This window comes from Bacillus atrophaeus (genome assembly GCF_039519175.1).
Classification (GTDB): Bacteria; Bacillota; Bacilli; order Bacillales; family Bacillaceae; genus Bacillus; species Bacillus atrophaeus.
In genome coordinates this window covers 2957601-2984141 of sequence record NZ_CP154443.1, presented here as the reverse complement: position 1 = coordinate 2984141, position 26541 = coordinate 2957601, and the positions used below count along the sequence as shown (strand labels likewise).

26 protein-coding genes, 1 riboswitch and 1 other annotated feature are annotated in these 26541 nt (G+C 45.1%); all 26 genes read right to left on the bottom strand.

Features of this window, described 5'->3' with window-relative positions; genetic code table 11:
• Nucleotides 1–118: 118 nt before the first annotated feature.
• Entirely contained in the window at nucleotides 119–751 is a 633-nt protein-coding gene (gene pyrE / locus AAHT65_RS15210; protein ID WP_343310459.1) for an orotate phosphoribosyltransferase, read from the bottom strand.
• A complete protein-coding gene (gene pyrF, locus AAHT65_RS15205) occupies nucleotides 748–1467 on the bottom strand; it encodes an orotidine-5'-phosphate decarboxylase (protein ID WP_343310458.1) in 720 nt (239 codons plus the stop codon). Before pyrF ends, pyrE begins: the two co-directional genes overlap by 4 nt.
• A complete protein-coding gene (locus tag AAHT65_RS15200; protein WP_327854000.1) occupies nucleotides 1436–2371 on the bottom strand; it encodes a dihydroorotate dehydrogenase in 936 nt (311 codons plus the stop codon). Before AAHT65_RS15200 ends, pyrF begins: the two co-directional genes overlap by 32 nt.
• Complete coding sequence (locus AAHT65_RS15195; protein WP_216414148.1) at nucleotides 2371–3141, bottom strand: dihydroorotate dehydrogenase electron transfer subunit; 771 nt, start codon at nucleotides 3139–3141, stop codon at nucleotides 2371–2373. The genes AAHT65_RS15200 and AAHT65_RS15195 overlap by 1 nt, the downstream gene beginning before the upstream one ends.
• Nucleotides 3138–6353, bottom strand: coding sequence for a carbamoyl-phosphate synthase (glutamine-hydrolyzing) large subunit (gene carB / locus AAHT65_RS15190; RefSeq protein ID WP_088117128.1), 3216 nt, complete (start codon nucleotides 6351–6353; stop codon nucleotides 3138–3140). The genes AAHT65_RS15195 and carB overlap by 4 nt, the downstream gene beginning before the upstream one ends.
• Entirely contained in the window at nucleotides 6338–7432 is a 1095-nt protein-coding gene (locus tag AAHT65_RS15185) for a carbamoyl phosphate synthase small subunit (RefSeq protein WP_010788554.1), read from the bottom strand. The genes carB and AAHT65_RS15185 overlap by 16 nt, the downstream gene beginning before the upstream one ends.
• Nucleotides 7429–8715 (bottom strand): dihydroorotase, encoded by a 1287-nt coding sequence (locus AAHT65_RS15180; RefSeq protein WP_343310456.1) that lies wholly within the window; start codon nucleotides 8713–8715, stop codon nucleotides 7429–7431. The genes AAHT65_RS15185 and AAHT65_RS15180 overlap by 4 nt, the downstream gene beginning before the upstream one ends.
• On the bottom strand, nucleotides 8699–9613 hold the full coding sequence (locus AAHT65_RS15175) for an aspartate carbamoyltransferase catalytic subunit (protein ID WP_343310455.1): 915 nt from the start codon (nucleotides 9611–9613) through the stop codon (nucleotides 8699–8701). The genes AAHT65_RS15180 and AAHT65_RS15175 overlap by 17 nt, the downstream gene beginning before the upstream one ends.
• 154 nt (nucleotides 9614–9767) lie before the next feature.
• A complete protein-coding gene (gene pyrP, locus AAHT65_RS15170) occupies nucleotides 9768–11072 on the bottom strand; it encodes a uracil permease PyrP (protein ID WP_003329024.1) in 1305 nt (434 codons plus the stop codon).
• A gap of 170 nt (nucleotides 11073–11242) precedes the next feature.
• A complete protein-coding gene (gene pyrR, locus AAHT65_RS15165) occupies nucleotides 11243–11788 on the bottom strand; it encodes a bifunctional pyrimidine operon transcriptional regulator/uracil phosphoribosyltransferase (protein WP_003329025.1) in 546 nt (181 codons plus the stop codon).
• Between the two features lie 180 nt (nucleotides 11789–11968).
• Nucleotides 11969–12880, bottom strand: coding sequence for an RluA family pseudouridine synthase (locus AAHT65_RS15160; RefSeq protein ID WP_010788550.1), 912 nt, complete (start codon nucleotides 12878–12880; stop codon nucleotides 11969–11971).
• A 1-nt stretch (nucleotide 12881) separates the two neighbouring features.
• Entirely contained in the window at nucleotides 12882–13346 is a 465-nt protein-coding gene (lspA, locus tag AAHT65_RS15155) for a signal peptidase II (RefSeq protein ID WP_106271606.1), read from the bottom strand.
• A 147-nt stretch (nucleotides 13347–13493) separates the two neighbouring features.
• Nucleotides 13494–13868, bottom strand: coding sequence for a TraR/DksA family transcriptional regulator (locus AAHT65_RS15150; RefSeq protein WP_010788549.1), 375 nt, complete (start codon nucleotides 13866–13868; stop codon nucleotides 13494–13496).
• 147 nt (nucleotides 13869–14015) lie between these two features.
• Nucleotides 14016–16778, bottom strand: coding sequence for an isoleucine--tRNA ligase (gene ileS, locus AAHT65_RS15145; RefSeq protein ID WP_343310454.1), 2763 nt, complete (start codon nucleotides 16776–16778; stop codon nucleotides 14016–14018).
• A 57-nt stretch (nucleotides 16779–16835) separates the two neighbouring features.
• Nucleotides 16836–17066: a binding site (T-box leader), on the bottom strand.
• A gap of 61 nt (nucleotides 17067–17127) precedes the next feature.
• Nucleotides 17128–17622 carry a septum site-determining protein DivIVA gene (divIVA, locus tag AAHT65_RS15140; protein ID WP_003329030.1) on the bottom strand — a complete coding sequence of 165 codons (495 nt, stop codon included), beginning with the start codon at nucleotides 17620–17622 and terminating at the stop codon, nucleotides 17128–17130.
• A 94-nt stretch (nucleotides 17623–17716) separates the two neighbouring features.
• Nucleotides 17717–18493 (bottom strand): RNA-binding protein, encoded by a 777-nt coding sequence (locus AAHT65_RS15135; protein WP_106359627.1) that lies wholly within the window; start codon nucleotides 18491–18493, stop codon nucleotides 17717–17719.
• Nucleotides 18494–18552: 59 nt separating this feature from the next.
• Entirely contained in the window at nucleotides 18553–18831 is a 279-nt protein-coding gene (locus AAHT65_RS15130) for a YggT family protein (protein ID WP_003329033.1), read from the bottom strand.
• A gap of 7 nt (nucleotides 18832–18838) precedes the next feature.
• Nucleotides 18839–19291 carry a cell division protein SepF gene (sepF, locus tag AAHT65_RS15125; protein ID WP_010788545.1) on the bottom strand — a complete coding sequence of 151 codons (453 nt, stop codon included), beginning with the start codon at nucleotides 19289–19291 and terminating at the stop codon, nucleotides 18839–18841.
• Complete coding sequence (locus AAHT65_RS15120; protein ID WP_010788544.1) at nucleotides 19288–19980, bottom strand: YggS family pyridoxal phosphate-dependent enzyme; 693 nt, start codon at nucleotides 19978–19980, stop codon at nucleotides 19288–19290. Before AAHT65_RS15120 ends, sepF begins: the two co-directional genes overlap by 4 nt.
• 6 nt (nucleotides 19981–19986) lie before the next feature.
• Nucleotides 19987–20823 (bottom strand): peptidoglycan editing factor PgeF, encoded by an 837-nt coding sequence (pgeF, locus tag AAHT65_RS15115; RefSeq protein WP_315916876.1) that lies wholly within the window; start codon nucleotides 20821–20823, stop codon nucleotides 19987–19989.
• Between the two features lie 164 nt (nucleotides 20824–20987).
• Nucleotides 20988–21233 carry a YlmC/YmxH family sporulation protein gene (locus tag AAHT65_RS15110; RefSeq protein WP_010788542.1) on the bottom strand — a complete coding sequence of 82 codons (246 nt, stop codon included), beginning with the start codon at nucleotides 21231–21233 and terminating at the stop codon, nucleotides 20988–20990.
• Nucleotides 21234–21309: 76 nt separating this feature from the next.
• On the bottom strand, nucleotides 21310–22593 hold the full coding sequence (locus AAHT65_RS15105) for an acetylornithine deacetylase (RefSeq protein WP_425524828.1): 1284 nt from the start codon (nucleotides 22591–22593) through the stop codon (nucleotides 21310–21312).
• Between the two features lie 87 nt (nucleotides 22594–22680).
• A riboswitch (TPP riboswitch) is annotated at nucleotides 22681–22786 on the bottom strand.
• Between the two features lie 10 nt (nucleotides 22787–22796).
• Complete coding sequence (locus tag AAHT65_RS15100; RefSeq protein ID WP_106359630.1) at nucleotides 22797–23591, bottom strand: ABC transporter ATP-binding protein; 795 nt, start codon at nucleotides 23589–23591, stop codon at nucleotides 22797–22799.
• Between the two features lie 160 nt (nucleotides 23592–23751).
• On the bottom strand, nucleotides 23752–24534 hold the full coding sequence (gene sigG, locus AAHT65_RS15095; protein WP_003329040.1) for an RNA polymerase sporulation sigma factor SigG: 783 nt from the start codon (nucleotides 24532–24534) through the stop codon (nucleotides 23752–23754).
• 138 nt (nucleotides 24535–24672) lie between these two features.
• Nucleotides 24673–25392 carry an RNA polymerase sporulation sigma factor SigE gene (gene sigE, locus AAHT65_RS15090; RefSeq protein WP_088117121.1) on the bottom strand — a complete coding sequence of 240 codons (720 nt, stop codon included), beginning with the start codon at nucleotides 25390–25392 and terminating at the stop codon, nucleotides 24673–24675.
• 62 nt (nucleotides 25393–25454) lie between these two features.
• A complete protein-coding gene (gene spoIIGA / locus AAHT65_RS15085) occupies nucleotides 25455–26384 on the bottom strand; it encodes a sigma-E processing peptidase SpoIIGA (RefSeq protein WP_003329042.1) in 930 nt (309 codons plus the stop codon).
• Nucleotides 26385–26541 lie beyond the last annotated feature (157 nt).

Here is a 26541-nt window from a genome sequence, read left to right as displayed (position 1 = left end):
CACAATTCTAACAAAAGTCAACCCGAGTTTTTTTATAGGATTAATGAAAATAAAAAAACAGGCCAAAGGGCCTGTTTTACCTGTGATTTACTCATGTTTTTTTGAAATGATATGTTTTTTATTGCTTAATCCAATCTTTTGACTCGGGATTCAATTTCCATGTTTGCAACTTTTTTAAATCTGCTGAGTGAATTTTTCTATTTTGAAGGGCTACTTCTGTCAGCGTGTCATAGTCTGTCAGTGAATAGTACGGTATCTTTGCTTTTTCAAAGGCTTCACTTGCTTTAGGAAGACCATATGTAAAAATAGATACCACGCCAAGCACGTCACATCCCGCTGCCTGTAAAGCAGCTGTTGCTTCAAGCACGCTGCCTCCTGTAGAAATTAAGTCCTCAATAACTACCGTTTTTTGGCCTTTTTCTACGGCTCCTTCAATTTGGTTTCCTTTGCCGTGGGCTTTCGGCTTGCTTCTCACATAACACATTGGCAGCTTCAGGCGATCGGCGGCCAAGGCGGCATGGGGAATGCCGGCAGTTGCTGTCCCCGCGATCATCTCAGCTTCAGGAAACTGCTGCCGGACAAGCTGTGTAAGGCCTTGGGCCACATCATTTCTCACCTCAGGAAATGACAGAGTGAGACGGTTGTCACAATAAATAGGAGATAAAATGCCGCTTGCCCATGTAAAAGGCTCATTCGGGCGTAAAAATACAGCTTCAATATCTAGCAGATGTTTGGCGATGACTTGTTTCATTTACTGATACCCTCCCATTCGAGTCTGATTGTTTCATAAGCTTTTACCGGGTTGACCGCTTTTGTAATAGACCGCCCGACCACAATGGCGGACGATCCTTTTTCTCTTGCAACAGCGGGCGTTGCCACGCGGACCTGGTCATTTGCGGCATCTTCAGACAACCGAATGCCCGGTGTCACGGTGAGAAATGACGGCGATACTTGTTCATAAATCGCTCCTGCTTCGTGAACCGAACATACCACGCCGTCCAATCCGCTCTCTTCGGCCTGCTTGCTGTAATGCACAACTGTTTCTAAAAGAGGATTTTTAATCCAAAGTTCTTCTTTCAACATATGTTCTGATGTGCTTGTCAGCTGGGTAACCGCGATAAGTGACGGGCGTTTTTTGCCTGATGCCGTTCCTTCTTCCAATCCCTCAACTGCGGCTTCCATCATCTTTTTGCCGCCGGCCGCGTGAACATTGACGAGATCTACCCCAAGACCGGCCAGCCGTTTCATTGCTTTATTTACAGTAGTCGGAATGTCGTGGAGCTTTAAATCTAAAAACAGCTCGCAATTGCGTTCTTTCAGAAGCTTAATAATACGCGGTCCTTCTTGATAAAAAAGCTCCATTCCCACCTTCACAAACAGCTGTTCATTGTGAAAGGGCTGTAAAAAGGCCAATGTTTCTTCTGCTGTGGCGAAATCAAGCGCGATGATAGGCAGGTTTCTGTTCATTATTCCAGCTCCTTCCAATACATTCTTCCACTGATTGATATCCGTATTTCTGTAAAACATCAGGGAGCTGTCCGATGATTTCTGGACATGCAAAAGGATTTACAAAGTTGGCAGTTCCGACAGCGACAGCGCTGGCTCCTGCCAGAAGGAATTCAAACGCATCTTCAGCTGTCTGAACGCCTCCCATTCCAATAATCGGAATATTGACGGCCTGACTGACCTCATATACCATCCGAATCGCTACAGGTTTTACCGCAGGACCTGAAAGCCCTCCCGTTTTATTGGCTAAAATCGGCTGGCCTGTTTTTAAATCGAGCCTCATACCGATTAAGGTGTTAATCATAGTAAGACCGTCAGCCCCAGCCTCTTCAATCGCAACCGCAATTTCTGCGATGTTGGCGACATTTGGGGAAAGTTTCACATAGACAGGCACTTTGGAAACTTTTTTTACCGCCTTTGTCAATTCCGCGGCCATTGCCGGGTTTGTTCCAAAGGCGATTCCGCCGGTTTTTACGTTCGGACAGGAAATATTCAGTTCAAGCGCATTTACATTAGGCGCTTTGCTGATTTGCTCCGCCACTTCAACATAATCTTCAACTTGAGAACCGGCCACATTTGCAATGATAGGTGTATCAAATTGTTCAAGCCAGGTCAGCTCGTTGTACAATACGCTTTCGAGACCCGGGTTTTGCAGACCAATCGCATTAAGCATGCCAGCGCCTGTTTCGGCAACCCTAGGAGTAGGATTTCCGAAACGCGGCTCCTTTGTCGTTGCTTTGATCATAATCGCTCCGAGACAAGATAAATCATAAAATCGGGCGAATTCTTTACCAAAACCAAAACAGCCTGAAGCCGGTATGATGGGATTTTTTAATTGAAGCCCCGGCAATTCCACCTTTAACATTACAGCGCCACCTCCTGAGCTTTGAATACCGGACCGTCAAGACAGACCTTCACATATGATGTCTCGCTCTCGTTTGTATGGCACACGCAGGCAAAGCACGCCCCAATTCCGCAGCCCATCCGTTCTTCCATTGAAAGATAAACCTCTTTATGGGCGTATTCTTGCTGTAATGCCTTCAGCATTGGTGTGGGACCGCAGCTGAGAAGCACGTCAAATTCGAGATTTTGCTCCCTGATTACATCGGTCACATAACCTTTTGTTCCATGAGTCCCGTCGGCTGTCGCTATATACGTGTCTCCGTATCGTCGGCATTCCTCTTCATAAAATACATCCTTAGCTGACTGGAAGCCCAAAACGTGAACCACCTTTACGCCTTTTTGTTTCAAGCGTTTTGACAGCTCTTGGAGAGGCGGGACTCCGACGCCTCCCCCTACTAATAAAGCTGTTTTTCCGGCTTCGATTTCGTTAACGGGAAATCCGTTGCCTAAAGGGCCGAGGACATCTACACGGTCTCCTTGCTGCTTTAGAGACAAAAGCCCCGTCCCTTCTCCGTCTTTTCGGTAAATAATCGTTACTTCATTTCTCTCTTTATCAACATCAGCAATACTGATAGGTCTTCTTAAAAGCGGAGTCACCGCTTCGCTCACTTTAAGGTGCAGGAATTGCCCGGGCGTTGTAAACGTCTGGACAAGATCCCCTTTCAGCACCATTTGATAGATTCGGTCTGCAACTTCTTCATTGGAACGAACGGTTAAATACGCTTTTTTCATATCGAGATTGCCGCCTCCTGGTTAGTGTTGACCGCCGGCATATGATCCGCCCGAAACGTCATGCTTTCTAATACTCGCAAGATGGCTTCTGCCGTGTCTAAAGATGTCAGGCAGGCAACGCCGTTTTCCACTGATTCACGTCTGATTCTGAATCCGTCTCTTGCCGGCTGCTTTCCTTTTGTTAGCGTATTGATGACAAATTGCGCTTCTCCGCTTCTTATGACATCAAGAAGATTCGGCCCGTCCTGACCAATTTTCCCTACAACCTTCGAAGGGATGGACGCATCTTTTAAATATCCTGCCGTTCCTTCCGTCGCCAAAATGTTGTAGCCGATCGCATGGAAGCGCTTCGCGATGGCAAGCCCTTCTTCTTTGTCTTTATCCGCTACGGTTAAGAGAACGGAACCATAGTTAGGAATTTGGATGCCCGAGGCGATCAGACCTTTGTACAGCGCCTTTTCCACTGTAGAATCTTTGCCCATGACCTCACCTGTTGACTTCATTTCAGGGCCGAGTGTAATGTCGACTCTTCTCAGCTTCGCGAAGGAGAACACCGGCACTTTTACATATACGCCTTGCTGTTCCGGCTGGAGCCCCTCTTTGTAGCCAAACTCATCCAGTTTTTGTCCGAGAATAACTTTTGTTGCAAGATTCGCCATCGGAATTCCGGTGATTTTGCTCAAAAACGGAACAGTTCTGCTTGATCTCGGATTGACTTCGAGAACATATACTTCGCCTTTTGAAAGAACGAATTGAATATTGAGAAGCCCGACAATATTGAGTCCTTTAGCCAATGCGATGGTATATTGTTCGATTTTTTTCTTAATGTCTTCCGTCAGAGATTGCGGAGGATAAACAGCAATCGAATCGCCCGAATGGACCCCTGCGCGCTCGATGTGCTCCATGATTCCCGGAATCACAACCGTTTTGCCGTCAGATACCGCATCCACTTCAATTTCTTTGCCCGTCAAATATCTATCTATTAATACAGGGTGCTGCGGATTGATTTTTACTGCATTTTTCATGTAATGAAGAAGCTCTTCTTCGTGGTAGACAATTTCCATTGCCCGGCCGCCAAGCACGTAAGAAGGGCGGACGAGAACCGGATAACCGATATCGCTTGCGATTTTCACCGCTTGTTCAACTGATGTCGCTGTTTTGCCCAGCGGCTGCGGCACTTGCAATGTTTCCAGCGCCTGTTCGAATTTATCCCGGTCTTCCGCACGATCCAAGTCTTCCAGTGATGTTCCGAGAATTTTCACCCCGCGGTTTGATAGCTCATCAGCAAGGTTGATCGCTGTTTGCCCGCCGAATTGCACTACAACTCCCAGCGGCTGCTCGAGATCAATGATATGCATGACATCTTCTACAGTCAGCGGCTCAAAATAGAGCTTATCCGAAATACTGAAATCCGTTGATACGGTTTCCGGATTATTATTCACGATAATCGCTTCATAGCCCGCCTGCTTGATTGCCCAGACAGAATGCACGGTCGCATAATCGAATTCCACGCCTTGTCCGATGCGAATCGGCCCAGACCCAAGAACAACAACACTTTTCTTCGGTGTCACGACTGATTCATTCTCTTCCTCGTATGTGCTGTAGAAGTAAGGCGTTTCAGATTCAAACTCAGCCGCACATGTGTCAACCATTTTGAAAACCGGTGTGATTGCGCCTTGTTTTCTTAAGCTGTAAAGCTCTGCTTCCGGCATATTCCATTCACGGCTGATATACTGGTCGGAAAAACCAAGCTCTTTTGCTGTTTTTAATACATCCAGGCTGCCGGCATTTGCTTTCAACTCTTTTTCAAACTTGACAATACCGAAGAGCTTATGCAAGTAAAACACGTCGATGGCAGAGAATTCATGAAGCTGTTCGACTGTGTAGCCTCTTCTGTATGCTTCGGCAAGATAGAATAAACGTTCATCTCCCGCCTTTTTAATCCGTTTTTCCAGCAGCTCGTTCGAAATGTCTGCCGCATCCTTCAATTCAAGGTGGTGGACATCAGCTTCAAGTGATCGGACGGCTTTCAGTAACGATTCCTCAAGTGTGCGGCCGATCGCCATCACTTCTCCTGTCGCCTTCATTTGTGTGCCGAGTCTTCTGTTTGCCGATTCAAACTTGTCAAAAGGCCAGCGCGGAATCTTAGAGACGACATAATCAAGAGCGGGTTCGAATGCCGCATATGTTTTTCCTGTAACAGGGTTCATCATTTCATCCAAGGAAAGGCCGACTGCGATTTTAGCTGCAAGCTTTGCGATCGGATAGCCGGTTGCTTTTGATGCCAGCGCTGACGAACGGCTGACCCTCGGGTTCACTTCAATGATGTAGTATTGGAAGCTGTCAGGATCTAAAGCAAGCTGCACGTTACATCCGCCTTCAATACCGAGCGCGCGGATCAGTTTTAATGATACATTTCGCAGAAGCTGATATTCGCGGTCGCTGAGTGTTTGGCTCGGCGCGACTACTATACTGTCTCCGGTATGGATTCCGACCGGATCAATGTTTTCCATATTACAAACGACAATGGCGTGATCCTGACTGTCTCTCATCACTTCATATTCAATTTCTTTATAGCCGGCAATGCTTTTTTCAAGCAAGCATTGGTGAACAGGACTTAACTTCAAGCCGTTTTCTACAATTTCTTTCAGCTCGATTTCATTGGAGCAGATACCTCCTCCTGTGCCGCCTAATGTATATGCGGGGCGTACAATGACTGGGAATCCGATTTTGCTCACGAAATTTTCTGCTTCTTCTAATGAGTGAATGATGTCACTTTCAGGAACTGGTTCATTCAGATCATTCATTAACGTTCTGAACAAGTCGCGGTCCTCCGCCTGCTGGATCGCAGAAAGTTTGGTGCCGAGCACTTCTACGCCACACTCTTGCAAGACGCCTTGTTCAGATAGTTCGACAGCCAGGTTTAATCCGGTCTGTCCTCCGAGAGTAGGAAGAATGGCATCAGGGCGTTCTTTTCTGATGATCCTCGTCAGAAATTCAGGTGTGAGCGGTTCAATGTAAACCCGATCAGCCATTTCCGTGTCCGTCATGATGGTGGCAGGATTTGAATTGACAAGAATGACCTCATAGCCTTCTTCTTTTAAAGCAAGACAAGCCTGCGTACCCGCATAGTCAAATTCTGCTGCTTGGCCGATGATGATCGGGCCTGATCCGATTACTAATATTTTATTAATGTCTACGCGTTTTGGCATACCGCTTCCCCTTCTTTCTCTGTTGTTTCGATCATGTCGATAAATCTGTCAAATAAATGATTCGCATCCTCCGGTCCCGGTGAAGCTTCCGGATGGTATTGCACCGTAAATGCAGGTTTTGTCTTATGCTTTAACCCTTCAATCGTGTCGTCGTTGATGGCGATGTGTGTTACTTCAAGTTCTGTCTGTAGAATGGAAGATACCGTATAGCCGTGATTTTGCGCCGTCAAGGCTACTCTTCCGGTTGCAAGTTCTTTCACCGGATGGTTTGATCCTCTGTGGCCGAATTTCATTTTTTCTGTATTCGCTCCGCATGCCAATGCGAATAATTGATGGCCAAGGCAGATACCGAACAGCGGAACTTTACCGAGAACGCCTTTAATCATTTCAATCGCTTCCGGAACGTCTTTCGGATCTCCCGGTCCGTTGGAAAGCATAATTCCGTCCGGCTTCAGCTGTAGCACTTCTTCTGCTGTTATGTTATAAGGCACGACGATGACATCGCATTTTCGTTTGTTTAATTCTCTTAATATGCCGTGTTTCATTCCAAAATCCACAAGAACAATCCGTTTGCCGCGCCCAGGACTTGGATATGCCGTTTTCGCGGATACTTGTGCTACTTGATTTCTCGGAAGCTCAGTTTCTTTCAGTCTTTTTTTCACCTCTTCAACCGACTCATCCACTGAAGCGAAGGTTCCTTTTAAAGCGCCTGCTGTGCGAATCATTCGCGTGAGCTTTCTCGTATCAATTCCTTGTAATCCCGGAATGTTTTTCATTTTTAAATATTCATGAAGTGTGTAAGCTGACCGCCAGTTTGAAGGCAGTTCACATAATTCTTTTATAATCAATCCTTTTACAAACGGCGTAATCGATTCAAAGTCGTCTCGATTAATGCCGTAATTGCCGATGAGAGGATAGGTTAATGTGACGATTTGCCCGCAGTAAGAAGGGTCTGACAGGATTTCCTGATAGCCTGTCATTCCTGTGTTAAAAACGACTTCCCCCATGTTGTGTTCTAAGCTCCCAAATGCTTTACCTTCGAACACCGCTCCGTTTTCAAGTACTAATCTTCTGATCATTTGACAAGTCTCCCTTCTTCATAAGCAAGCTTTCCGGCTGCGATCGTTGCGACCGGCCAGCCGTAGCAGCTGATACCGTTGAATGGTGTATTTTTTCCTTTTGACAGGAATGTCTCTTTATCAATACTTGCTTCTTTTTCTAAATCAATTACTGTGATATCTGCAGTTTGGCCGACTTGAAGTGTTCCGTATGGCAGTTTAAATGCTTCGCAAGGCTTTATCGTCATATAATCAACAAGCTGCTTCAGCGACCATTGCCCGTTTTTGACAAAGTGTGTATAAAGAAGCGGGAACGCTGTTTCCAAGCCGACAATACCGAATGGAGCAAGCTTCATTTCCGTGTTTTTCTCTTCTTCTGTATGCGGCGCATGGTCGGTTGCTATAAAGTCGATCGTTCCGTCTAAAAGTCCTTCGATCAGTGCTTCTCTATCTTCCGCACCGCGCAGCGGCGGGTTCATTTTATAGTTTGTGTCCAGCCCGGGAATGTCTTCATCACAGAGCAGCAAGTGGTGAGGCGTAACCTCCGCCGTTACGCGAATGCCCGCTTTTTTCGCGTCACGCACGACTCGGACGGATTCTTTTGTACTGATATGGCATACATGGTAGTGGCAATTCGCCGCTTCTGCTAAGAGAATGTCGCGGGCGATATGAACCGATTCACACACAGAAGGAATGCCGTTTAGCCCGTTTGCTTTCGAGAAGGAGCCCTCATGGACGCTGCCTCCGTAAATTAAGGAGTTATCCTCGCAATGCGCGACAATCGCTTTGTCAATGGCAGCTGCACGTTTCATCGCTTCATACATCATTCCTGCTGTCTGTATACCGACGCCGTCATCTGTAAAGGCAAATGCACCGGCTTCTTTCAACTCTTCAAAGTTTGTCATTTCATCGCCGATTTGTCTGATCGTAATAGAAGCGTAAGGAAGAACTCTGACAGAAGACGTCTCTTGAATGCGGTTTTGCACCCATTCCATTTGCTCCTTCGTATCAGGGACCGGTCGTGTATTCGGCATCGCCGCTACTGTTGTAAAGCCGCCGCGCGCTGCTGCTTTTGCTCCTGTTTCAATGGTTTCTTTTTTCTCTCCGCCCGGCTCTCTGAAGTGAACGTGAAGATCCACTAGTCCCGGTGATACGAATAAACCATTTGCGTCAATGACTGTTTCGCCTTCTTTTACTTCCAGCTTTCCGATTTCTGAAATTTTTTCTCCCGTTACCCGAATATCCTGTTCTCTTTTTTCACCATTTCCACCTAGTACCCAGCCGTTTTTAATGAGATATGACATAATTTGCTTCTCCCCTTCTCACATTTGTTTCAAGCGCTCTTTTTAAAACTGCCATTCTGATAAACACGCCATTTTCCATTTGCCTGAAGATTCTTGATTTTTTTGATTCTACTAATTCAGGATCTATCTCCACTCCCCTGTTGACGGGGGCGGGATGCATGATGATCGCATGCTGCTGCATGTTTTTCGTCCTCTCCATCGTCAAACCGAACCTTTTCAAGTAGTCCTCTTGACTGACAGCGGACTGATGTCTTTCATTTTGAATGCGGAGCAGCATGACAACGTCTGAAGACTTTATCGCTTCGTCAGTTGAAACATACGTGCCGAATGGATTTTGTTCATCCTGCCATTCAGCCGGACCAGAGAAAAGAACGCGCGCACCGAGCCTTGTTAATACTTCCGCATTCGATCTTGCGACTCTGCTGTGCTTAATATCGCCGTGGATGGAAACAGTCAAGTCTTTAAAACAATTGAACTCTTCATTGATGGTCATTAAATCAAGCAATGATTGGGTCGGATGCTGACCGCAGCCGTCCCCCGCATTTAAAATCGGTATATTCACCCGGCCGATGAGCTCCTTATAATACTCGTCTTCGCTATGTCTGATCACACATGCGTCTACTCCGATGGATTCAAGCGTTCTGATCGTGTCATAAAGTGTTTCGCCTTTTTGTACGCTTGTGCTCGTTCCGTCAAGGTTCAGCACGTTCATCCCCAGTTTCTTTTCCGCTACCTCAAAGCTGAATCGTGTTCTTGTACTTGGTTCAAAAAACAAATTAGCAATGAATTTCCCTGCAAGGTGGGTGTCTGTTTTTCCATTTTTGAGCGCTTTGGCTTCATAAATCAGGTTTTCAATCTCCGCAGGGCTTAATTCACTCATTGTCGTTAAATGATTCATTTTCTTTCCCCTTTCGTTTCAACTTTAAGGCCGTAAAAAAACCCCGGTCTGTTAACAGACTCGGGGTGCGGTTAAATAGAGGAGGAAGCGCGCAGCTTTCTTCTCTTCATAACCCTTCCAAGCCTCTCTGGACTTTCATTAAAAGGTTTTCTTATCAATGATTTTGGTCGGCGGTGTCCGCCTGTTCTTCTTTTGCGTCCGGAAGGATGAGATTTAAGATGACTCCGACGATAGCCGCCAGCGCCATGCCTGACACCTGAAATCCTCCCTCAGACACTTGAATGAATGCTCCGCCTACACCGATAACCAAAATGACGGATGTGATAATAAGATTTCGGTTGTTCTCATAATCAATTTTGTTGTCGATCAGCATTCTCAGACCGCTAGAAGCAATGATGCCAAACAGCAGGAAGGACACGCCTCCCATGACAGCTGAGGGAACCGAACTGATCAGCGCAGAAATTTTTCCGATAAATCCGAAGCAGAGCGCAATGACTGCCGCGCCGCCGATAACAAAGACACTGAATACTCGGGTAATCGCCAGGACGCCGATGTTTTCTCCGTATGTCGTTGTTGGCGGGCCGCCTATCAAGGAGGCAATGATTGTCGCCGCGCTGTCGCCCATGATAGAGCGGTGCAGTCCCGGCTTTTTAATAAAATCTTGTCCGACAACCTTGCTCAGCACCATTTGATGCCCGATATGCTCAGACATGGTAACAAAGGCCACCGGCACCATAGCCGCGATGATTCCGAGCGTGACAGACGGCGTAAAGTCCTTGAATGGAATGATAAATTCCGGCACAGCGAACCATTTTGCGTCAATGACCGGCTGAAAGTTGACAATGCCTTGAGTCAGCGCAAACAGATATCCGCCGATAATTCCGATCAGCACAGGAATCAGGCTAAGGAATCCCCTTAGGTAGATGGCGCATATGATGGTGATTCCCAAGGTAACGCCGGCTACACTGAAATGCTTTAAGCTGTATTGAAGTTCACTTGCGTTCGGATCAGCATACATTGCCATGTTTACCGCCGTGCCGGCAAGGCCAAGCCCAATGACGATGATGACAGGTCCGACGACGACAGGAGGGAGAAGCTTCATAAGCCAGCCGGTTCCGAGCTGCCGGATCATCAAGGCAATCAGTCCGTACACAATTCCCGCCAAGAAGGCGCCGACCATTGCTGCGCCCGGTCCTCCCGTTGCTTTCACCAGTATAATCGGTGAAATAAAGGCGAAGGATGAACCGAGATAAGCCGGTATTTGTCCCTTCGTAATCAGCAGATATGCAAGCGTTCCGATTCCGCTTGTCACCAGCGCGACTGCCGGGCTCATACCGACAAGCTTCGGCACAAGTATAGTGGAGCCGAACATCGCAAACAAGTGCTGCAGGCTGAATGTCAGCCATGAAAAAGGTTTTGGTACATCCCTAACGCCTAAGTTTACTTTTTTCTTACTCATGACAATTTCCTCCTGATAGAAGCCTTCGTTGTAGGATGACTCAAATTCTTTATATTAAAAAACCTCTTTGCTTTTTTTGCGCAAAGAGGTATACAAAGCCGGCCGCATTCGTCGTTCGGCTTTGTTTAAACCTCTTTGCAAACTCACTGGATTGCATTTAAAAAGGTATGCTATTCATTTTCATAAATGGCTACAAGGTCTGTTTCGTCCACTTCATGGAGCTGAACCATAACTTTTTCAGCCTTTGAGGTAGGAATATTTTTGCCGATATAATCAGCCCGGATCGGCAGCTCTCTATGCCCTCTGTCTACCAGTACGGCGAGCTGGACGGAAGACGGCCGGCCTACATCAACAAGCGCGTCCATCGCTGCTCTGACGGTTCTTCCTGTATACAGCACATCATCGACTACGATCACTTTTTGATCCGTAATATCAATCGGTATGTCGGCCCCTTTGACAAGCGGCTCTTCATTGCTCGTTTTTTTTGATAAGTCATCGCGATACAGCGTAATATCAATTTCCCCGACTGTCACAGCGTTTCCTTCTATCTGTTCGATTCGTTCGGCGAGGCGCTTCGCTAAGTAAATGCCTCTTGTCTTAATGCCGACAAGAATACAGTTATTCATTCCTTTATTGCGTTCAATCATTTCATGGGCGATTCTTGTCAAGGCTCGTCTTATCGCCTGTTCATCAAGAATAACAGCTTTCTGATTCATTTGCAGACACCTCACAATTCATTAAAAAACCCCTCTTGCCAGGGCAGAGAGGGGTTTAAGAGCAAGCTGCGTGATGATGATACACGCATCCTGACCTATCCGTTATCCTTCTCAGCCTCTCTGGACTGTGTTAAAGAATCTATTCAGCTTCGTTTATTATTTCAGAAAAGAATTCAACTGTCAATGACTTTTCCTTAAATTTTCGATAAGTTTCGTCATATCATCCGGAAGCGGCGCTTCAAATTCAATGTATTTGTCTGTTCTTGGGTGCTGGAAACCTAAAATGCCCGCATGGAGAGCCTGACCGTTAAAGTCAATTGTTTTTCTCGGTCCGTATTTCGGATCTCCCGCTAAAGGAAAACCGATATATTTCATATGAACGCGAATTTGATGGGTTCTGCCCGTTTCAAGCTGACACTCCACCAAGGTAAAATCCTGAAAGCGTTCAAGGACATGAAAATGGGTAACGGCATTTTTGCCTTCCCGCACAACCGTCATGCTTTGGCGGTCCTTTTTGTCTCTTCCGATAGGTGCATCAATCGTTCCGTCATCATGCGATATAATTCCGTGAACAACAGCCATATACTTGCGGGTAACTGTTTTATGAACAAGCTGATTCACAAGTGATTCATGCGCCATATCGTTTTTTGCAACCATTAATAAACCTGAGGTGTCCTTATCAATGCGGTGAACAATTCCCGGACGCATCACGCCGTTAATTCCCGAAAGGTCTTTACAGTGCGCCATCAGCCCATTTACAAGTGTTCCTGTTACATGGCCCGGGGCCGGATGCACGACCATCCCCCTCGGTTTGTTTACAACCAAAACATCCTGATCCTCATAATAAATGTCCAGGTCCATCGGCTCAGCAAGCACATCAAGCGCTTCCGGCTCCGGCACCGTAACCTTCACCTGATCACCAGGCTGCATTTTATAGTTGGCTTTCACCGGGCTGCCGTTGACTTCGATATGCCCATCCTTTACCCATTGCTGAACCTGGGTTCTCGACCAGTCTTTCTCAGCAGAAGCCAGAAATTTATCAATCCGCTCACTCTTTTGTTCCGGTAAAGCGGTTATCTCAAATTGATCCATGCTATTGCTCCTTCTTCTTTTTCCCGCTGTCTAACAGCATTTGTATAAATAAAAGCACAACGCCGACACACAAAGAGGAATCTGCGATGTTAAAAATAGGATAATTGTAATTTACGACGATGACATGAATGAAATCCACGACTTCTTGTCTGACGGCCCGGTCAATAAAATTGCCGATTGCTCCCCCAAGCATTAATCCGAGAGAAATGCCGAGAAGCTTCTGCCCCTTTGTATAGCGCTGTATGTAATAAACAATCCCGATAATAACTGCAACCGTGATTAAATAAAAAAACCACATCTGACCGGCTAAAATGCCCCAAGCGGCCCCCGTATTGCGGTGGGATGTAATATAGAACACATGATCAATCACCGGGACGCTCTGCCCGAGTTCCATATTTTTCACGACAAGCCATTTTGTCAATTGATCGGCTAAGATAATAAGAAGTGCGATAACGTAATACAGCACAAACGTTCCTCCATTGTCCGGTTACTTTAATCCTTTATGCATTTTATCAATAAAAAGCCCAGGAGTAAAGGAATATCCGCTTGCCATCAGGCGCTGTGAGCGTGCTGAATTGATTGTTGTAAGATTTGTGCGATTTTTTAGGCGCTGTTATTCATACAGCGCCTGATCATATTCTATATCACTTGCTTTCCATAGCGGCAGCGTTTTTTTTTCGAATTGGACAGAATAAAGAAAGTCGTCTGCTGTTCGGGCTGTGGGAAGAACAGCCAGTTTAGAAAGCGGGATCGGCGCCCCTGTCGCTTCACAGCAGCCAAACGTTCCTGACTCGAATTTTGACAAGGCGAGAAGGACGTCTTGCAGTTCTTCTTTAATGTGGTAGATCAGAGTTGCTTTTTGATTATCATTGATTGGGGATTCGGCGGCTGCAGAAACCTGAAAGCAAGAATACTCAAATAATCTTGACTGTAATTCTTCTTTCATCAGAAGAAGTTCCGTATAAATTGCGGTCAGCTGATCATTCATCCATCACAACTCCTGCTCATAACGTAATACCTATATTGTTGCCCGAGAGCCTGCAAATGAAGCACATAAGATTTTTCCTTTCGTTCTAATCCATGTCAGCCCTGGTATACAAAAAAACGCCCGGCATCCGCCGGACGTTTTGACTGATTATTTCTGATAGTACTTTTCAACAATTTCCGCATTGCGGAGCGATAATGTTGGGTATTTCGGATTGGCGCCCACATCTTTTGAGATGACGCGGGACCGTTCACACATTTCACCCTCTGCTTTTTCTACGACGATTTTGCCTGAGTCAAAGCTCTGAGCATCAGCCGGCGCTTCCTGTCCACTGATCGTCAGTTCAGAAACGATAAACAGCTGTTTCACATCCTCTTTGATCGCAGACAATAGTTCTTGTGAAGCTTTATTCGGATAAAGTGTCAAACTCGCTTCCATCGACTTGCCGATGATCTTTTCATTCCGGGCTGTTTCAAGCGCTTTTAAGACATCATTTCGCAGTTCCATAAAACGGTCAAATTTTTCTTCTACCGCTTCACCATTAGGAATTGCGACAGCTTCCGGCATATCAGTCAGCTGAACGCTCTGTTCCTCGACAAATGTGAGGTGCGCCCATAATTCGTCTGTCGTATGCGGCAAAATCGGCGCAGTCAGCTTCGCTAATGCAAGAAGGGTTTCATAGAAAACCGTCTGCATGCTCCGTCTGTCCGGATGATCTGCATGCTCAATGTACACGACATCTTTTGCAAAGTCTAGGTAGAATGAGCTTAATTCTACGGTACAGAAATTATGGATACTGTGGTAAACAACCGCAAATTCATATACATCGTACGCTTTTTTCACTTTATCAATCAGTTTGTTCAGTTTCACCAAGATATATTGATCCACTTCACGAAGATCTTCTACAGCAACGGCATTGGCTTTCGGGTCAAAATCAAACAGGTTGCCATGCAGGAAACGGAACGTGTTGCGGATTTTTCTGTATACTTCGGCGACTTGCTTTAAAATCGCGTCAGATACACGAACGTCAGCCTGATAATCGACAGAAGATACCCATAATCTTAAAATATCGGCTCCAAGCTGCTTCATTACTTTAGCAGGAACTACGACGTTTCCGATTGATTTACTCATCTTGCGGCCTTCTCCGTCAAGAGCAAATCCATGGCTTAAAACACCTTTGTAAGGCGCTTGGCCTGTTACGGCAACTGCGGTTGAAAGCGATGAGTTGAACCAGCCGCGATATTGGTCTGAGCCTTCAAGGTAAAGGTCAGCCGGACGGACAAGATCGTCGCGTTCTTCAAGCACCGCCTGATGGGAGGAACCTGAATCAAACCAAACATCCATAATATCCTGTTCTTTGGTAAACTTGCCGTTCGGGCTGCCAGCGTGTGTAAACCCTTCTGGAAGAAGATCTTTCGCTTCTTTTTCAAACCAAATGTTAGAACCGTGCTCTCTGAATAGTGCGGATACATGCTCGATTGTTTCATCTGTAATGATCGGCTCGCCATTTTCAGCATAGAATACCGGGATCGGAACGCCCCATGCGCGCTGTCTGGAAATACACCAGTCTCCGCGGTCACGCACCATATTGTGCAAGCGCTGTTCGCCCCATTCAGGAACCCATTTTGTTTCTTTAATCGCGTCAAGCAGGTCTGTTCTGAAATCTTTAATGGATGCAAACCATTGCGCGGTCGCTCTGAAGATTGTCGGCTTTTTCGTTCTCCAATCATGCGGATAAGAGTGCGTAATGAATTCAAGATTCATTAACGCGCCTTTTTCTTCAAGCTGCTGAGTGATTGCTTTGTTTGCATCATCATAGAACATACCTTCAAAACCAGGCGCTTCGCTTGTCATAACACCTTTTTCATCAACCGGGCAAAGCACGTCTAAGCCGTATTTTTGGCCAACGATAAAGTCATCTTCCCCGTGACCCGGCGCTGTATGAACACAGCCTGTTCCGGCATCTGTCGTCACGTGGTCGCCAAGCATAACGAGAGAATCTCTGCCATAAAGCGGGTGTTCCGCAACAATATTCTCGAGTTCTTTACCTTTCAACGTCTTTAAGACTTCATACTGTTCAAACCCGCAAGCTGAAGCTACATTTTCAACCAACGCACTTGCTGCGACAAAACGGTCGCCACCGACTGAAATCACGCTGTATTCAAGATCAGGATGCACCGAAATCCCAAGGTTTGCCGGGATCGTCCAAGGCGTTGTTGTCCAAATGATGATGCGTTCTCCGTTTTCAAGCACGCCTTTTCCGTCTTTTACAGCAAAAGCAACGTAAATGGATGCAGAGCGTTTATCTTGATATTCGATCTCCGCTTCAGCCAAAGCCGATTCACTTGAAGGTGACCAGTTAACCGGTTTCAGTCCTTTATAAATGTAGCCGCGTTTCGCCATCTCGCCAAAAACACGGATCTGCTGTGCTTCGTATTCCGGTTTTAACGTTACATATGGGTTTTCCCAGTCGCCGCGGACACCGAGACGTTTGAATTGCTCACGCTGGCCTTCAATTTGCTGCCAAGCATATTCTTCACACAGCTTTCGGAATTCAGCAACTGACATTTCCTTACGCTTTACTTTTTTGTTTTTCGTTAACGCCGTTTCGATCGGCAGACCGTGTGTATCCCACCCGGGTACGTAAGGCGCATTGTAGCCGCTCATTGATTTATAACGGACGATAAAATCTTTCAAGATTTTATTGAGGGCGTGGCCCATATGAATATCGCCGTTTGCGTACGGAGGTCCGTCATGCAGAACAAATTTCGGGCGATCCTTTGTCCGTTCTTGTACAAGACGGTAAATGTCCTGTTCTTCCCATTGTTTTTGCATCTCAGGTTCGCGGTTTGGCAAATTCCCTCTCATCGGGAAATCTGTCTTTGGCATCAAGAGCGTATCTTTGTAATCCATTTCCATTCCTCCATCAAACAAATTTTTTCAGAAAATAAAAAAAAGCCCTCTCATCCCATAAGGGACGAGAAAGCTTATCTCGCGGTACCACCCTTTTAGAAGAAACGGGAAACACACGCTTCTTCCTCTCGAGCATCGTAACGTGATGGAACGTCCTTTCTTACTGTCAGTTCAGAAAGGAAACTTAAGGGCTGATCTACATGTCTCCGGCTGTCTCAGGCTTACACCATCCCCGAGTCGCTTCAAAAGCCAAAGTGAAACATGACTGTCCCTTTCAATCGTCTTTTCATCTGAATTTATGAACGTATTATATTCGACAAGCTGAGAAAATGTCAAGAAAATCAGAGAATTATTCCTTTTCCTCAAACACCGCGTCCACTTCGTATTCAAGAAGATGATCCCAATCATCGTTCTTCAGAAGGTCAAGCTGGGCTTCGATCAGCATTTGGAAACGTGTTCTGAACACTTTAGACTGCTTTTTCAGCTCTTCGATTTCCATAGCGATTTTTCTTGATTTTGACAAAGATTCGTTGATAATGCGATCTGCGTTCTTTTCTGCTTCCCGAACGATCAGCTTTGCTTCTTTTTGTGAATTGCGCTTTACATCTTCCGCAGCTTCTTGAGCAACCAGGATTGATTTATTAAGCGTTTCTTCAATATTCGCAAAGTGCCCGATTCGTTCATCAAGCTCGTTTACTTTTGCTTCAAGTTCCGTTTTTTTACGGAGAACAATTTCATAATCTTTTCTGACTTGCATGAGGAATTCATTTACTTCATCTTCGTCATATCCGCGAAAGCTTTTTGTAAAAGTCTTGTTGTGGATATCATTTGGCGTTAATGGCATAATGCCACCTCCATTTTTACATTTCAGTACAGTTATCTAGTTCACATTATAAAGCAAATTTCGCACAGATGGAGAAAAAAACTGAAAAATCGACTCATTTTTGTTTTTCAAATGTGACTCTCCATTTGTCTTTTTTCGTTTTTCCTTCAATTTTGGTTAAACTGGATCGGCCGAATCCTCTGATGGAAAGCATATCTCCCTCCGCAAGCTGATAGGATGGGTCTTCTACTACCTTCCAATTCACCTTGACCAGGCCGTTTTTCACAAGTGCCAGCGCTTTTTGCCGTGACTGCCTGCTCATTGAAGCGCAAACGGCATCGAGCCTTAAAGAAGAAACTGTGTCATCCCTTATTTCGACATCACGAGCGGGGATTTGAAGGTCTGACAAACTAATTTTCTCAAGATTGACTTTGGCCTTGCCCGCCTGGGTGAGCTGACCTGCGACAAAATCCGCCGTTTCAGCCGTGACGATCAATTGCACAGCCGACTCTGCAAACACCAAATCCCCAAACTTTTGCCGCTTTAAGCCAATTCCCATTAAAGAGCCCAGCAAGGATCTATGATCAATGCTGACAAATTTCTCAGGATAGTGGACCTCAAACGCTTGCAGGCCAAAATCCGCTTCCTCCGGATTGGCATAATCAGGGTATAAAAGAGCCCTTTTCCGTTCAGCTCCGTCATAGCCGCCGAACAAGGCGAGCCCTACAGAATCTGCTTGTCCTATAACAGAGGCAGCGATTACCTGCTCACGCGGATCCAAAAAATCGGTCAGTTTCATCCTGTACTGCTCCTGGACGATTCTTTTCCATTCAAGCGCCTGATCAATAAAAGGCTGCTCCTCTTTTCTGAAATGCTGATAAATATCGCTCATCGTCTTTCCCTTCTATGTAAAGAGGCTTGGCTGCTGCCAAGCCTCTATCAAACTGTCGCTTACGTATACATTGCAATCATTCGGTAAAGACCCCATAAGCCGCCGGTCGCAAATCGCAGCACGATAATCGCCACGATCGGAGAGATATCCAGCATAGCAATCGGGGGAATGATTTTTCTGAATGGTTCAAGATACGGCTCGCAAATATTCGCTAAAAATCGTCCGATTGAAGATTCCCTCGCATTCGGAACCCAGGACATGAAAATATAAATGATCAGAGCCCATGAATAAACAGATATTAATAAGCTTAAAACTGAAAAAATTTGATAAAGGATCATCTGCGCTTTACCACCTCTGATGTTCGTCTTCAGACATAAGCTCAGAAATCGTCCCTGATACATCTACATTGTCAGGCGTGCAAAGGAAAATATCCGATCCGATTCTTTGAATATCGCCGCCGATGGCATAAACCGTCCCGCTTAAAAAATCAACAATCCTTTTCGCCTGGTCATGCTGAATTCGCTGCAGGTTGACGACAACTGCGCGTCTGTTTTTTAAATGATCAGCTATTTCCTGCGCCTCCGCGTAGACACGGGGCTCACTCAACACTACTTTAGAGGATTTCTGGACACTTTGCAAGCTTACCACATTTTGTTTGCCGGCAGTCTTATTAGGATAAGCCGGCTTTTCTTTTTGGTCTTGTTCTTCATGTGTATCATGCTCTGTATCAATATATTCATATTCGTATTCTTCATCATCCATTGAGAAAAAGCTTTTAAATTTATTTTTCATGCTCATTGCTGTACACCCCCTGTTTCATTTCCGACTAACGATGAGCCGATTCTAATATAAGTCGCGCCTTCTTCTATGGCAATTTCAAAATCATTTGACATGCCCATCGACAGTTCCGTACACGGAGCATTCGGCTGTTTAAGCTTTTGAACTTGGTCGCGGAGTTCGCGAAGCCCCCGAAAGCAGCTTCTAATCTTTTCTGTATCCTCAGTCAGCGGAGCCATTGTCATCAAACCGTCCACGATGATATGTTCAAAGCCGGCCAGCTCCTGAACCAGAGGGATGACTTCTTCTTGTTTCATTCCGTGCTTGGACGGTTCAAGCGACGTATTGACCTGCACAAAACAGCGTACAGGCCCTGTTGCGCGTTTTTCAATTTCATTAGCTAATGACAGTCTGTCTAAGGAATGAATATGTGACACGTTATTGACGACAGCTTTCACCTTCCTTGACTGAAGGCTGCCGATAAAATGCCAATCCGGATTACCTTTTACAATATCCTGCTTGCGAAGCAGTTCGGCATCACGGTTTTCGCCCAGGCTTGAAATGCCTGCATCCACCGCTTCCTGCGCTCTTTCAGCTGACACATATTTAGTGACTGCGATAATTGTAACTTCATCGGAGCAGCGGCCCGATCTGTTACATGCTTCGTTTATTCGTTCGTTTATATGTCGTAAATTGTCGATTACACGCAAGATCTTTTATGCCTCCTTCATTCCGATAAAGGACATCATCCGTCCCGTTTTTCCCTGATCCCGGCGGTGAGAAAAGAACAGCGGGTGTTCTTTTTCGGTGCATAACCCGCTCACTGAAATATTTTCATTACTGATGCCGCTTTCTATAAGAATCAGTCTGTTTAATTCCTTCAAATCGAGTTGGTACTGCCCCGGTCCCGTCTCATTCACGGCGTGTTCCGCGGAAAAAGGGAGCGCGTTGACTTCAGTGATGACACGGTCATCAACCGTATAACAGCCGGCGCTGATAGACGGGCCGATGACAGCCTGTATATCCGATAACCGGGAGCCTTCCTCATCTGTCCAGCGTTTGACCATTTCCCGGCCGATCTGTTTCACAGTCCCTTTCCACCCGGCATGGGCGATCCCGACAAGCAATCTGACCGGGTCATAAAAAAACAGAGGCACACAATCGGCAAAGCATAAGGCCATAAATACATTCTTTTCGCATGTATAGAGCCCGTCCGTTGCTTTAAAAGCGGATGAGTACTCGCGAGCCCCTTTTCCGCCGTCTTCATGCGTCACTTTTCGGACATGATGTTCATGTGTCTGATCGGCAAATACCCATGATTGTAAATCAGTATCAAACAACCCGGCGATTTTTTTTCGGTTTTCAACAACATCTGCATCTTTGTCATGAACATGCAATCCTGTATTTAACGATTCAAAAGGCGGCTTGCTGACACCGCCGTTTTTCGTAGTAAATCCGGCAATGATCTTTGCGTTTTTTTGATTCGTTTGATTCCAGTCTTGTATCATGAGTGTCGAGGGGGTGGTGAGACTGAATGGGTGGTATGTATTCATGATGATCCAACCTTTCGACAAACATTATTGAAATGTGTAATTTCCCACTTATTTTACCACATCTTTATGCATTCGTTTAGCGGCGTTTTTCAAATTTAATGAATAAATGTGCCGGAAGGAAGCGGGTTTTCCGGCATTTAACAGAAAAAGCGCCGCAAAAGCGTTCAGTCTTTCGGTTCACTCAAACGAACCAGGATGACATCTTCCCCGATTTTAACTATATTTCGCCAAGGAATGATCATTTCCTCTTCTTTTCCGAAAAAACCAAGAACTTTTCCATTTCCGCCGAGAATGATGGCTTGAATTTTTCCAGTGGTGACGTTTATGTCGATGTCACCGATGCTTCCTAATTTTTTGCCGTTAGATACATTCACAACATCCTTTACTTGAAATTCAGAAATGCTGATCATTCCATCACGTCCTTTGTCCGTTCTTTTTCTTATTATATGAACGGGATGGCTGAACCTTGTCAAGCATGTGTAAATTTCATTGTTCTTTGCGGGTGCTGCACCATTTGATAATAAAGCTGAGCATAATCTTCGTATAATCAACGAGCTGCTCAATTGAGACTTCTTCATTTACGGCATGGGCATTGTGCAAATCTCCGGGACCGTAAATGACACTCGGAATTCCTGCGTTGTAAAGCCAGCCGCCGTCTGTTACTGACTGGGAAACATCTATAACCGGATTTGTTTGTTTAATATGACGGTGTGAAGCTGTAAGCTCTGAAACAGCAGGATGGTGCGGGTCAACTTCAAGAGCGGGAAAAATTTCTCCTCTGTCTTCTATCATAGAAGAGCCGCCCCACGTAAAGACAGGTCGATTTTCTCTCAGCCACACATCACTATCACTCAATCGATTAATATGATCCTCTATCTCCGCAGCTACTTCCTCATGTGTTTCATTCGGATAAAAATGCACGGTAATCCATAAACGGCATTCATCCGCGATAAAAGCAGCGTGTCTTCCGCCTTCTATTACAGCCGGATTGATCGTGTTCGTGCCGGCCTTAAAGCCGGGATAGCTTTTCATAATCGCCCAGTGGCGCTCCAGCTCGCCAAGCCCGTGTATGATTTTAGCCATTTTTTCGATCGCGCTTGCCCCAAAGGTTCCTCCGCCCGCATGAATCATGTTCCGCCTTGTGCCGTCATGGAAGGTCTGGCGGCTTTTCAATTCGATCCAGCCCGTGATGACGCCGCCTTGTCCTTGAATATGCAGATCGCTTGTATCAGCAACAACGGCAAAGTCGGCGCGGTAACCTCGTTTGCAGCACTCCAGAGTTCCGGCCTCTCCTACTTCTTCACCGATGACAGATTGTAAAATCACATCTCCCGGCAGATCAATCCCCGCTTCACGAATCAATTTCAAAGCGAAAAGCACACTCGCCATCCCGCCTTTCATATCAGCTGCACCTCTGCCGATCAAACAGCCGTTTTTTTCAACAAAATGAAACGGGTCATGCTCCCAGCCTTCTTCATCCACCTCAGCCACATCCACATGCCCGTTAATAATTAAGCTTTGATGGCTGTCTGAATCTGTTCCTTTTAAAACTCCCACTACATTGGGGTCTCCCGGATAAACCTCCCACTTGTCAATTGAAAAGCCCATTTCTCTCAAGAACCCGGCAATCCATGATTGAATTTTGTCTGTGTTTCTGGCCGGCGGCGCCGGTGTTTGAAAAGAAATTAATGTTTTCGCAAGCTTAATCAGTTCATTCTTTTGTTCCTCAGCCTTTTGCAATAAAGCATCTATTTGTTTATTCAATGTCATTCGCTCCTTTTTTGTCATATAAAAAACCGCTTCATTGTATATGAAACGGCTCATGAAAGCAGCGGAGCGCAGACGTGCTGCGTACTCCGCTTTTTTTCACCGCTTCCCTCCGCTGGCATGATCCAGATCAGGTCAATCAGGGTTGAGACACACGTCTCTCTCAGCTCAAAGATAAGCACCCCTAGGATGAACATATTTAATTATCAGGCATTTGTGGTTTGTTTGGCTCTTGTTAAAAACGGACGGCCATTATTCCATAATACGTCGATCGGCATATCGAAAAATGATGAAAGTAAATCGTCAGAAAGCATTTCCTTTATATCGCCTGCTGCAAATACCTCTCCTTCTTTTAATAGAAGGGCTTTATCGAATACAGGCAAAATTTCTTCAGCATGATGAGTCACATACAGAATCGACGGAGCATTTTCTTTTCCTGCGATGTATGTAATCGTGTCTAACAGGTTTTCCCGCGCCATAAAATCAAGGCCTGTAACCGGTTCGTCCAATATTAACAGTTCAGGGTCCGCCATGAGCGCTCTCGCGATCAGCGCCCTTTGTTTTTCTCCTTGAGAGAGCGTTTCGTAACGGCGGTCCGCATAGCTGATGGCTCCCAAATCTTTTAAAAGATTGATAGCTTTTTCTCTGATTTCTTTACTCGGTGTTTCATATAAGCCAATTGAAGCATACGCCCCGCTAAGCGCAATTTCAAATGCTGAATCTGCAGGGTACAATTTTTGCTGAAGGCCGGCAGACACCAGTCCGATTTTCCGTCTGAGCTTATCACCAAGCTCAGTTTTCCCAAACTCATGCCCTAGCACCTGCATATCTCCAGAAGTGGGAAAATAATAAGAACAAAGCATATTTAAGAGCGCCGTTTTCCCCGCGCCGTTTAAGCCGTAAAGCACCCAATTTTCGTTTTGCTGCACTTTCCAGTCTATATCTTTTAGAATCCATTTCCCGCTTCGTTTTAACGACACGCGGTCAAGCTGTAAAATCATTATGGCCCTCCTTTTCATAAATCCGCTGAACTGTTTCAATTTTCATAAAACTTTGTACGAACTAGGATACCTTACTTTTTCCGAAACGTAAACTGCCTGCGCTCCCCAATATAAAAAGCCTTTAAAGCAAGGGTTTGCTTTAAAGGCTTCATCATGCCCATTATTGATGAATGTTCTTATTCATTTGTTTGATTGCCGCCTTTTCAAGCCTCGAAACCTGCGCTTGGGAAATGCCGATTTCTTCTGCCACTTCCATTTGTGTTTTCCCTTGGAAGAAACGTTTTCTTAAAATCATTTTTTCCCTGTCGTTCAGTCTTCTCATGCCTTCTTTTAAAGCGAGTTCTTCAATCCATTGTGTATCTTTATTGCGCTCGTCACTGATTTGGTCCATGACATAAATAGGATCCCCGCCGTCATTATATATCGGTTCAAAGAGAGAAACCGGATCTTGGATGGCATCCAGCGCAAACACAATTTCTTCATGCGGTACTTCAAGGACTTTGGCGATATCCTCTGCTGTCGGCTCCTTGCTTGTCTCACTGATCAACCGTTCTCTTACCTGAAGCGCCTTGTATGCGATATCCCGCAGCGACCGAGAGACGCGTATCGGGTTGTTATCGCGTAAATACCTGCGGATTTCTCCGATAATCATCGGTACAGCATATGTTGAAAACTTAACATTATGGCTTAGATCAAAATTATCAATGGATTTCATTAGTCCGATGCAGCCGACCTGAAATAAGTCATCAACATATTCTCCTCTGTTGTTAAATCTTTGAATGACGCTTAAGACAAGGCGCAGGTTGCCGTTAACAAGCTTTTCTCTCGCTGAATCGTCGCCCTCATCCTGTAATTGCCTGAACAGCTTTCTCATTTCTTCATTCTTGAGTACGGGTAATTTGGAGGTATCCACCCCGCAGATTTCGACTTTATTTCTCGACACTTTTTTCCCTCCCTACAGGAGCTGCTGTACAAAGTTAAGTATCTCCTTGGGTGGGAAAAATATGCACGATGATCAGGCAGAAAAATACAGTCGATTAGGAAAACCCTGTAAAATCAAGGGTTGCGTTTTAAAATTTTTTTACACCATTTTGTTAAACTCTTTCCTCAGCCTTTTGATGATTCTTTTTTCTAAGCGCGAAATGTAGGATTGGGATATTCCCATCATATCCGCTACATCCTTTTGCGTTTTTTCTTCCTCTCCGACAAGGCCGAAACGGAGTTCCATAATTTGTTTTTCTCTGTCGTTTAACTGTTCAAGCGCTTTTTTCAGAAGCTTCTTATCAACATTCGCTTCAATATCCTTTGTGATGATATCATCATCCGTTCCGAGTACGTCTGAAAGCAAAAGCTCATTGCCGTCCCAATCAATGTTAAGCGGTTCATCAAAAGACACTTCTGAACGGATTTTGTTATTTCTTCTTAAATACATTAAAATTTCATTTTCTATACATCTTGAGGCATATGTAGCCAGCTTGATCTTTTTTTCTGGATTAAAGGTGTTAACGGCTTTGATTAAACCAATGGTTCCGATACTGATCAAATCTTCAATATTGATTCCGGTATTTTCAAATTTCCGGGCAATATAAACCACCAGACGCAAATTGCGTTCAATTAAAATTGCGCGAGCTGCCTGATCACCGCTCGGCAGCTTCAGCAGAAGAACTTGTTCTTCATCCTTAGACAAAGGCGGCGGCAGTGCTTCACTTCCTCCGATATAGTACACTTCATCGCTTTTTAAACCAAGTTTCATCAGCCATTTATACCAAAGATACGTCAACCTTAATTTTAGTTTTTTCATCTTCCTCTCCCTTCTAAATGCCTCGCTTTTTGAGTATGATAAATAACGGACATTTAAGAACATCACGACACATGCTTAACAGCTTTGCCGGACAGCATTTTCGGATGAATGATCGCGTCGAATTCTCCTTCAGCCGACAGAGCGGCGGTGCTGATGCCGATTAAGCATTTGTCCGCAGCGATCATTTCATCTTTCGTATAGATGGTGACATGATCAGGCTTCAGGCATAATAAAAATTGATTATCCTGCCCCACGCCCCGATAAGGAATGAGCCTGATTTTATCTAAATAGCGGAATGAATCATCAAACTGATCAATGACTTCAAGCGGGCTGAAGCTTCGGATCAAATGTGTCTCTTTCTCTCCAAGTATAGGTTCCAGCTTATCAATATGAATAATCATGACAGGTGTTTTCGTCAGCGGATCGTACAGCTGGTTTCCTGAATCAACAAGCCCTTTAGCGTGAAGCGTCTGTCCTCCTATATCCGCTTGAAGTCTGACACGCTCCTCATATTGAATCGTCTTTGTCTCAATATCCTCGATTCTTTTCTTAGAAAAAAACCATATCGCGGGAAATCCGGCCACTATAAACATCCAGCTGACAGGATCGCCAAAACCGGTTTGATTTGTAATCATAACACCGTGCTGCATAACCGACCTTGTCTGTAATAAAGAGTGGGCGCCGATAATTCCTCCTCCCATTAGAAATGTCGCGAAATAAAAGGAAAACAAATTCTGAAAGAAAAATCGAAATCGTTTAAATCCAAAAGTAACAAGCACAATCACAACCGAAAAAGCCAATTTACCTGCAGGATGCTCTACAAACGGCGAAATTGGAGTAAACATGAAAAGCACGATACTGGAACCGATAAAGGCCCCGAATATCACTCTTCTTTTTTTTACGTGGCGTTTTAAGATAAACGCCGTCAGCAAAAGCAAAAGAGAATCAAAACAAAAGTTCAACAGCCAAATGACATCTAAATAGATTTTCACATCTGACCCCTTTCTTCTCTTATCTTTCACAACGCTGTTTTCTTCTCTTGTTTCATAAGTATAAAGCAAGCTCTGTGGGAAAGTCTGTCAATTAATGTTGAGAGAGAAATACAATTTTTAAGGGATATCTGCTTAATTTGTCGAGAATGCGGAATTG

Excerpts from the sequence above, each read along its gene's own strand:
- AAHT65_RS15195 (WP_216414148.1), bottom strand. The coding sequence starts at position 3,141 with ATGAAAAAAGCGTATTTAACCGTTCGTTCCAATGAAGAAGTTGCAGAC.
- pyrR (WP_003329025.1), bottom strand. The coding sequence starts at position 11,788 with ATGAATCAGAAAGCTGTTATTCTTGATGAACAGGCGATAAGACGAGCC.
- AAHT65_RS15150 (WP_010788549.1), bottom strand. The coding sequence starts at position 13,868 with ATGAATGATCAGCTGACCGCAATTTATACGGAACTTCTTCTGATGAAA.
- AAHT65_RS15160 (WP_010788550.1), bottom strand. The coding sequence starts at position 12,880 with ATGGATCAATTTGAGATAACCGCTTTACCGGAACAAAAGAGTGAGCGG.
- AAHT65_RS15135 (WP_106359627.1), bottom strand. The coding sequence starts at position 18,493 with ATGAGCGATATTTATCAGCATTTCAGAAAAGAGGAGCAGCCTTTTATT.
- AAHT65_RS15100 (WP_106359630.1), bottom strand. The coding sequence starts at position 23,591 with ATGATTTTACAGCTTGACCGCGTGTCGTTAAAACGAAGCGGGAAATGG.
- pyrE (WP_343310459.1), bottom strand. The coding sequence starts at position 751 with ATGAAACAAGTCATCGCCAAACATCTGCTAGATATTGAAGCTGTATTT.
- AAHT65_RS15130 (WP_003329033.1), bottom strand. The coding sequence starts at position 18,831 with ATGATCCTTTATCAAATTTTTTCAGTTTTAAGCTTATTAATATCTGTT.
- AAHT65_RS15180 (WP_343310456.1), bottom strand. The coding sequence starts at position 8,715 with ATGTCATATCTCATTAAAAACGGCTGGGTACTAGGTGGAAATGGTGAA.
- ileS (WP_343310454.1), bottom strand. The coding sequence starts at position 16,778 with ATGGATTACAAAGATACGCTCTTGATGCCAAAGACAGATTTCCCGATG.
- AAHT65_RS15110 (WP_010788542.1), bottom strand. The coding sequence starts at position 21,233 with ATGATCAGCATTTCTGAATTTCAAGTAAAGGATGTTGTGAATGTATCT.
- AAHT65_RS15175 (WP_343310455.1), bottom strand. The coding sequence starts at position 9,613 with ATGAATCATTTAACGACAATGAGTGAATTAAGCCCTGCGGAGATTGAA.
- carB (WP_088117128.1), bottom strand. The coding sequence starts at position 6,353 with ATGCCAAAACGCGTAGACATTAATAAAATATTAGTAATCGGATCAGGC.
- pyrF (WP_343310458.1), bottom strand. The coding sequence starts at position 1,467 with ATGAACAGAAACCTGCCTATCATCGCGCTTGATTTCGCCACAGCAGAA.
- sepF (WP_010788545.1), bottom strand. The coding sequence starts at position 19,291 with ATGAGCATGAAAAATAAATTTAAAAGCTTTTTCTCAATGGATGATGAA.
- AAHT65_RS15200 (WP_327854000.1), bottom strand. The coding sequence starts at position 2,371 with ATGTTAAAGGTGGAATTGCCGGGGCTTCAATTAAAAAATCCCATCATA.
- AAHT65_RS15105 (WP_425524828.1), bottom strand. The coding sequence starts at position 22,593 with ATGACATTGAATAAACAAATAGATGCTTTATTGCAAAAGGCTGAGGAA.
- AAHT65_RS15185 (WP_010788554.1), bottom strand. The coding sequence starts at position 7,432 with ATGATCAGAAGATTAGTACTTGAAAACGGAGCGGTGTTCGAAGGTAAA.
- sigE (WP_088117121.1), bottom strand. The coding sequence starts at position 25,392 with ATGAAAAAACTAAAATTAAGGTTGACGTATCTTTGGTATAAATGGCTG.
- pyrP (WP_003329024.1), bottom strand. The coding sequence starts at position 11,072 with ATGAGTAAGAAAAAAGTAAACTTAGGCGTTAGGGATGTACCAAAACCT.
- pgeF (WP_315916876.1), bottom strand. The coding sequence starts at position 20,823 with ATGAATACATACCACCCATTCAGTCTCACCACCCCCTCGACACTCATG.
- divIVA (WP_003329030.1), bottom strand. The coding sequence starts at position 17,622 with ATGCCATTAACGCCAAATGATATCCACAACAAGACTTTTACAAAAAGC.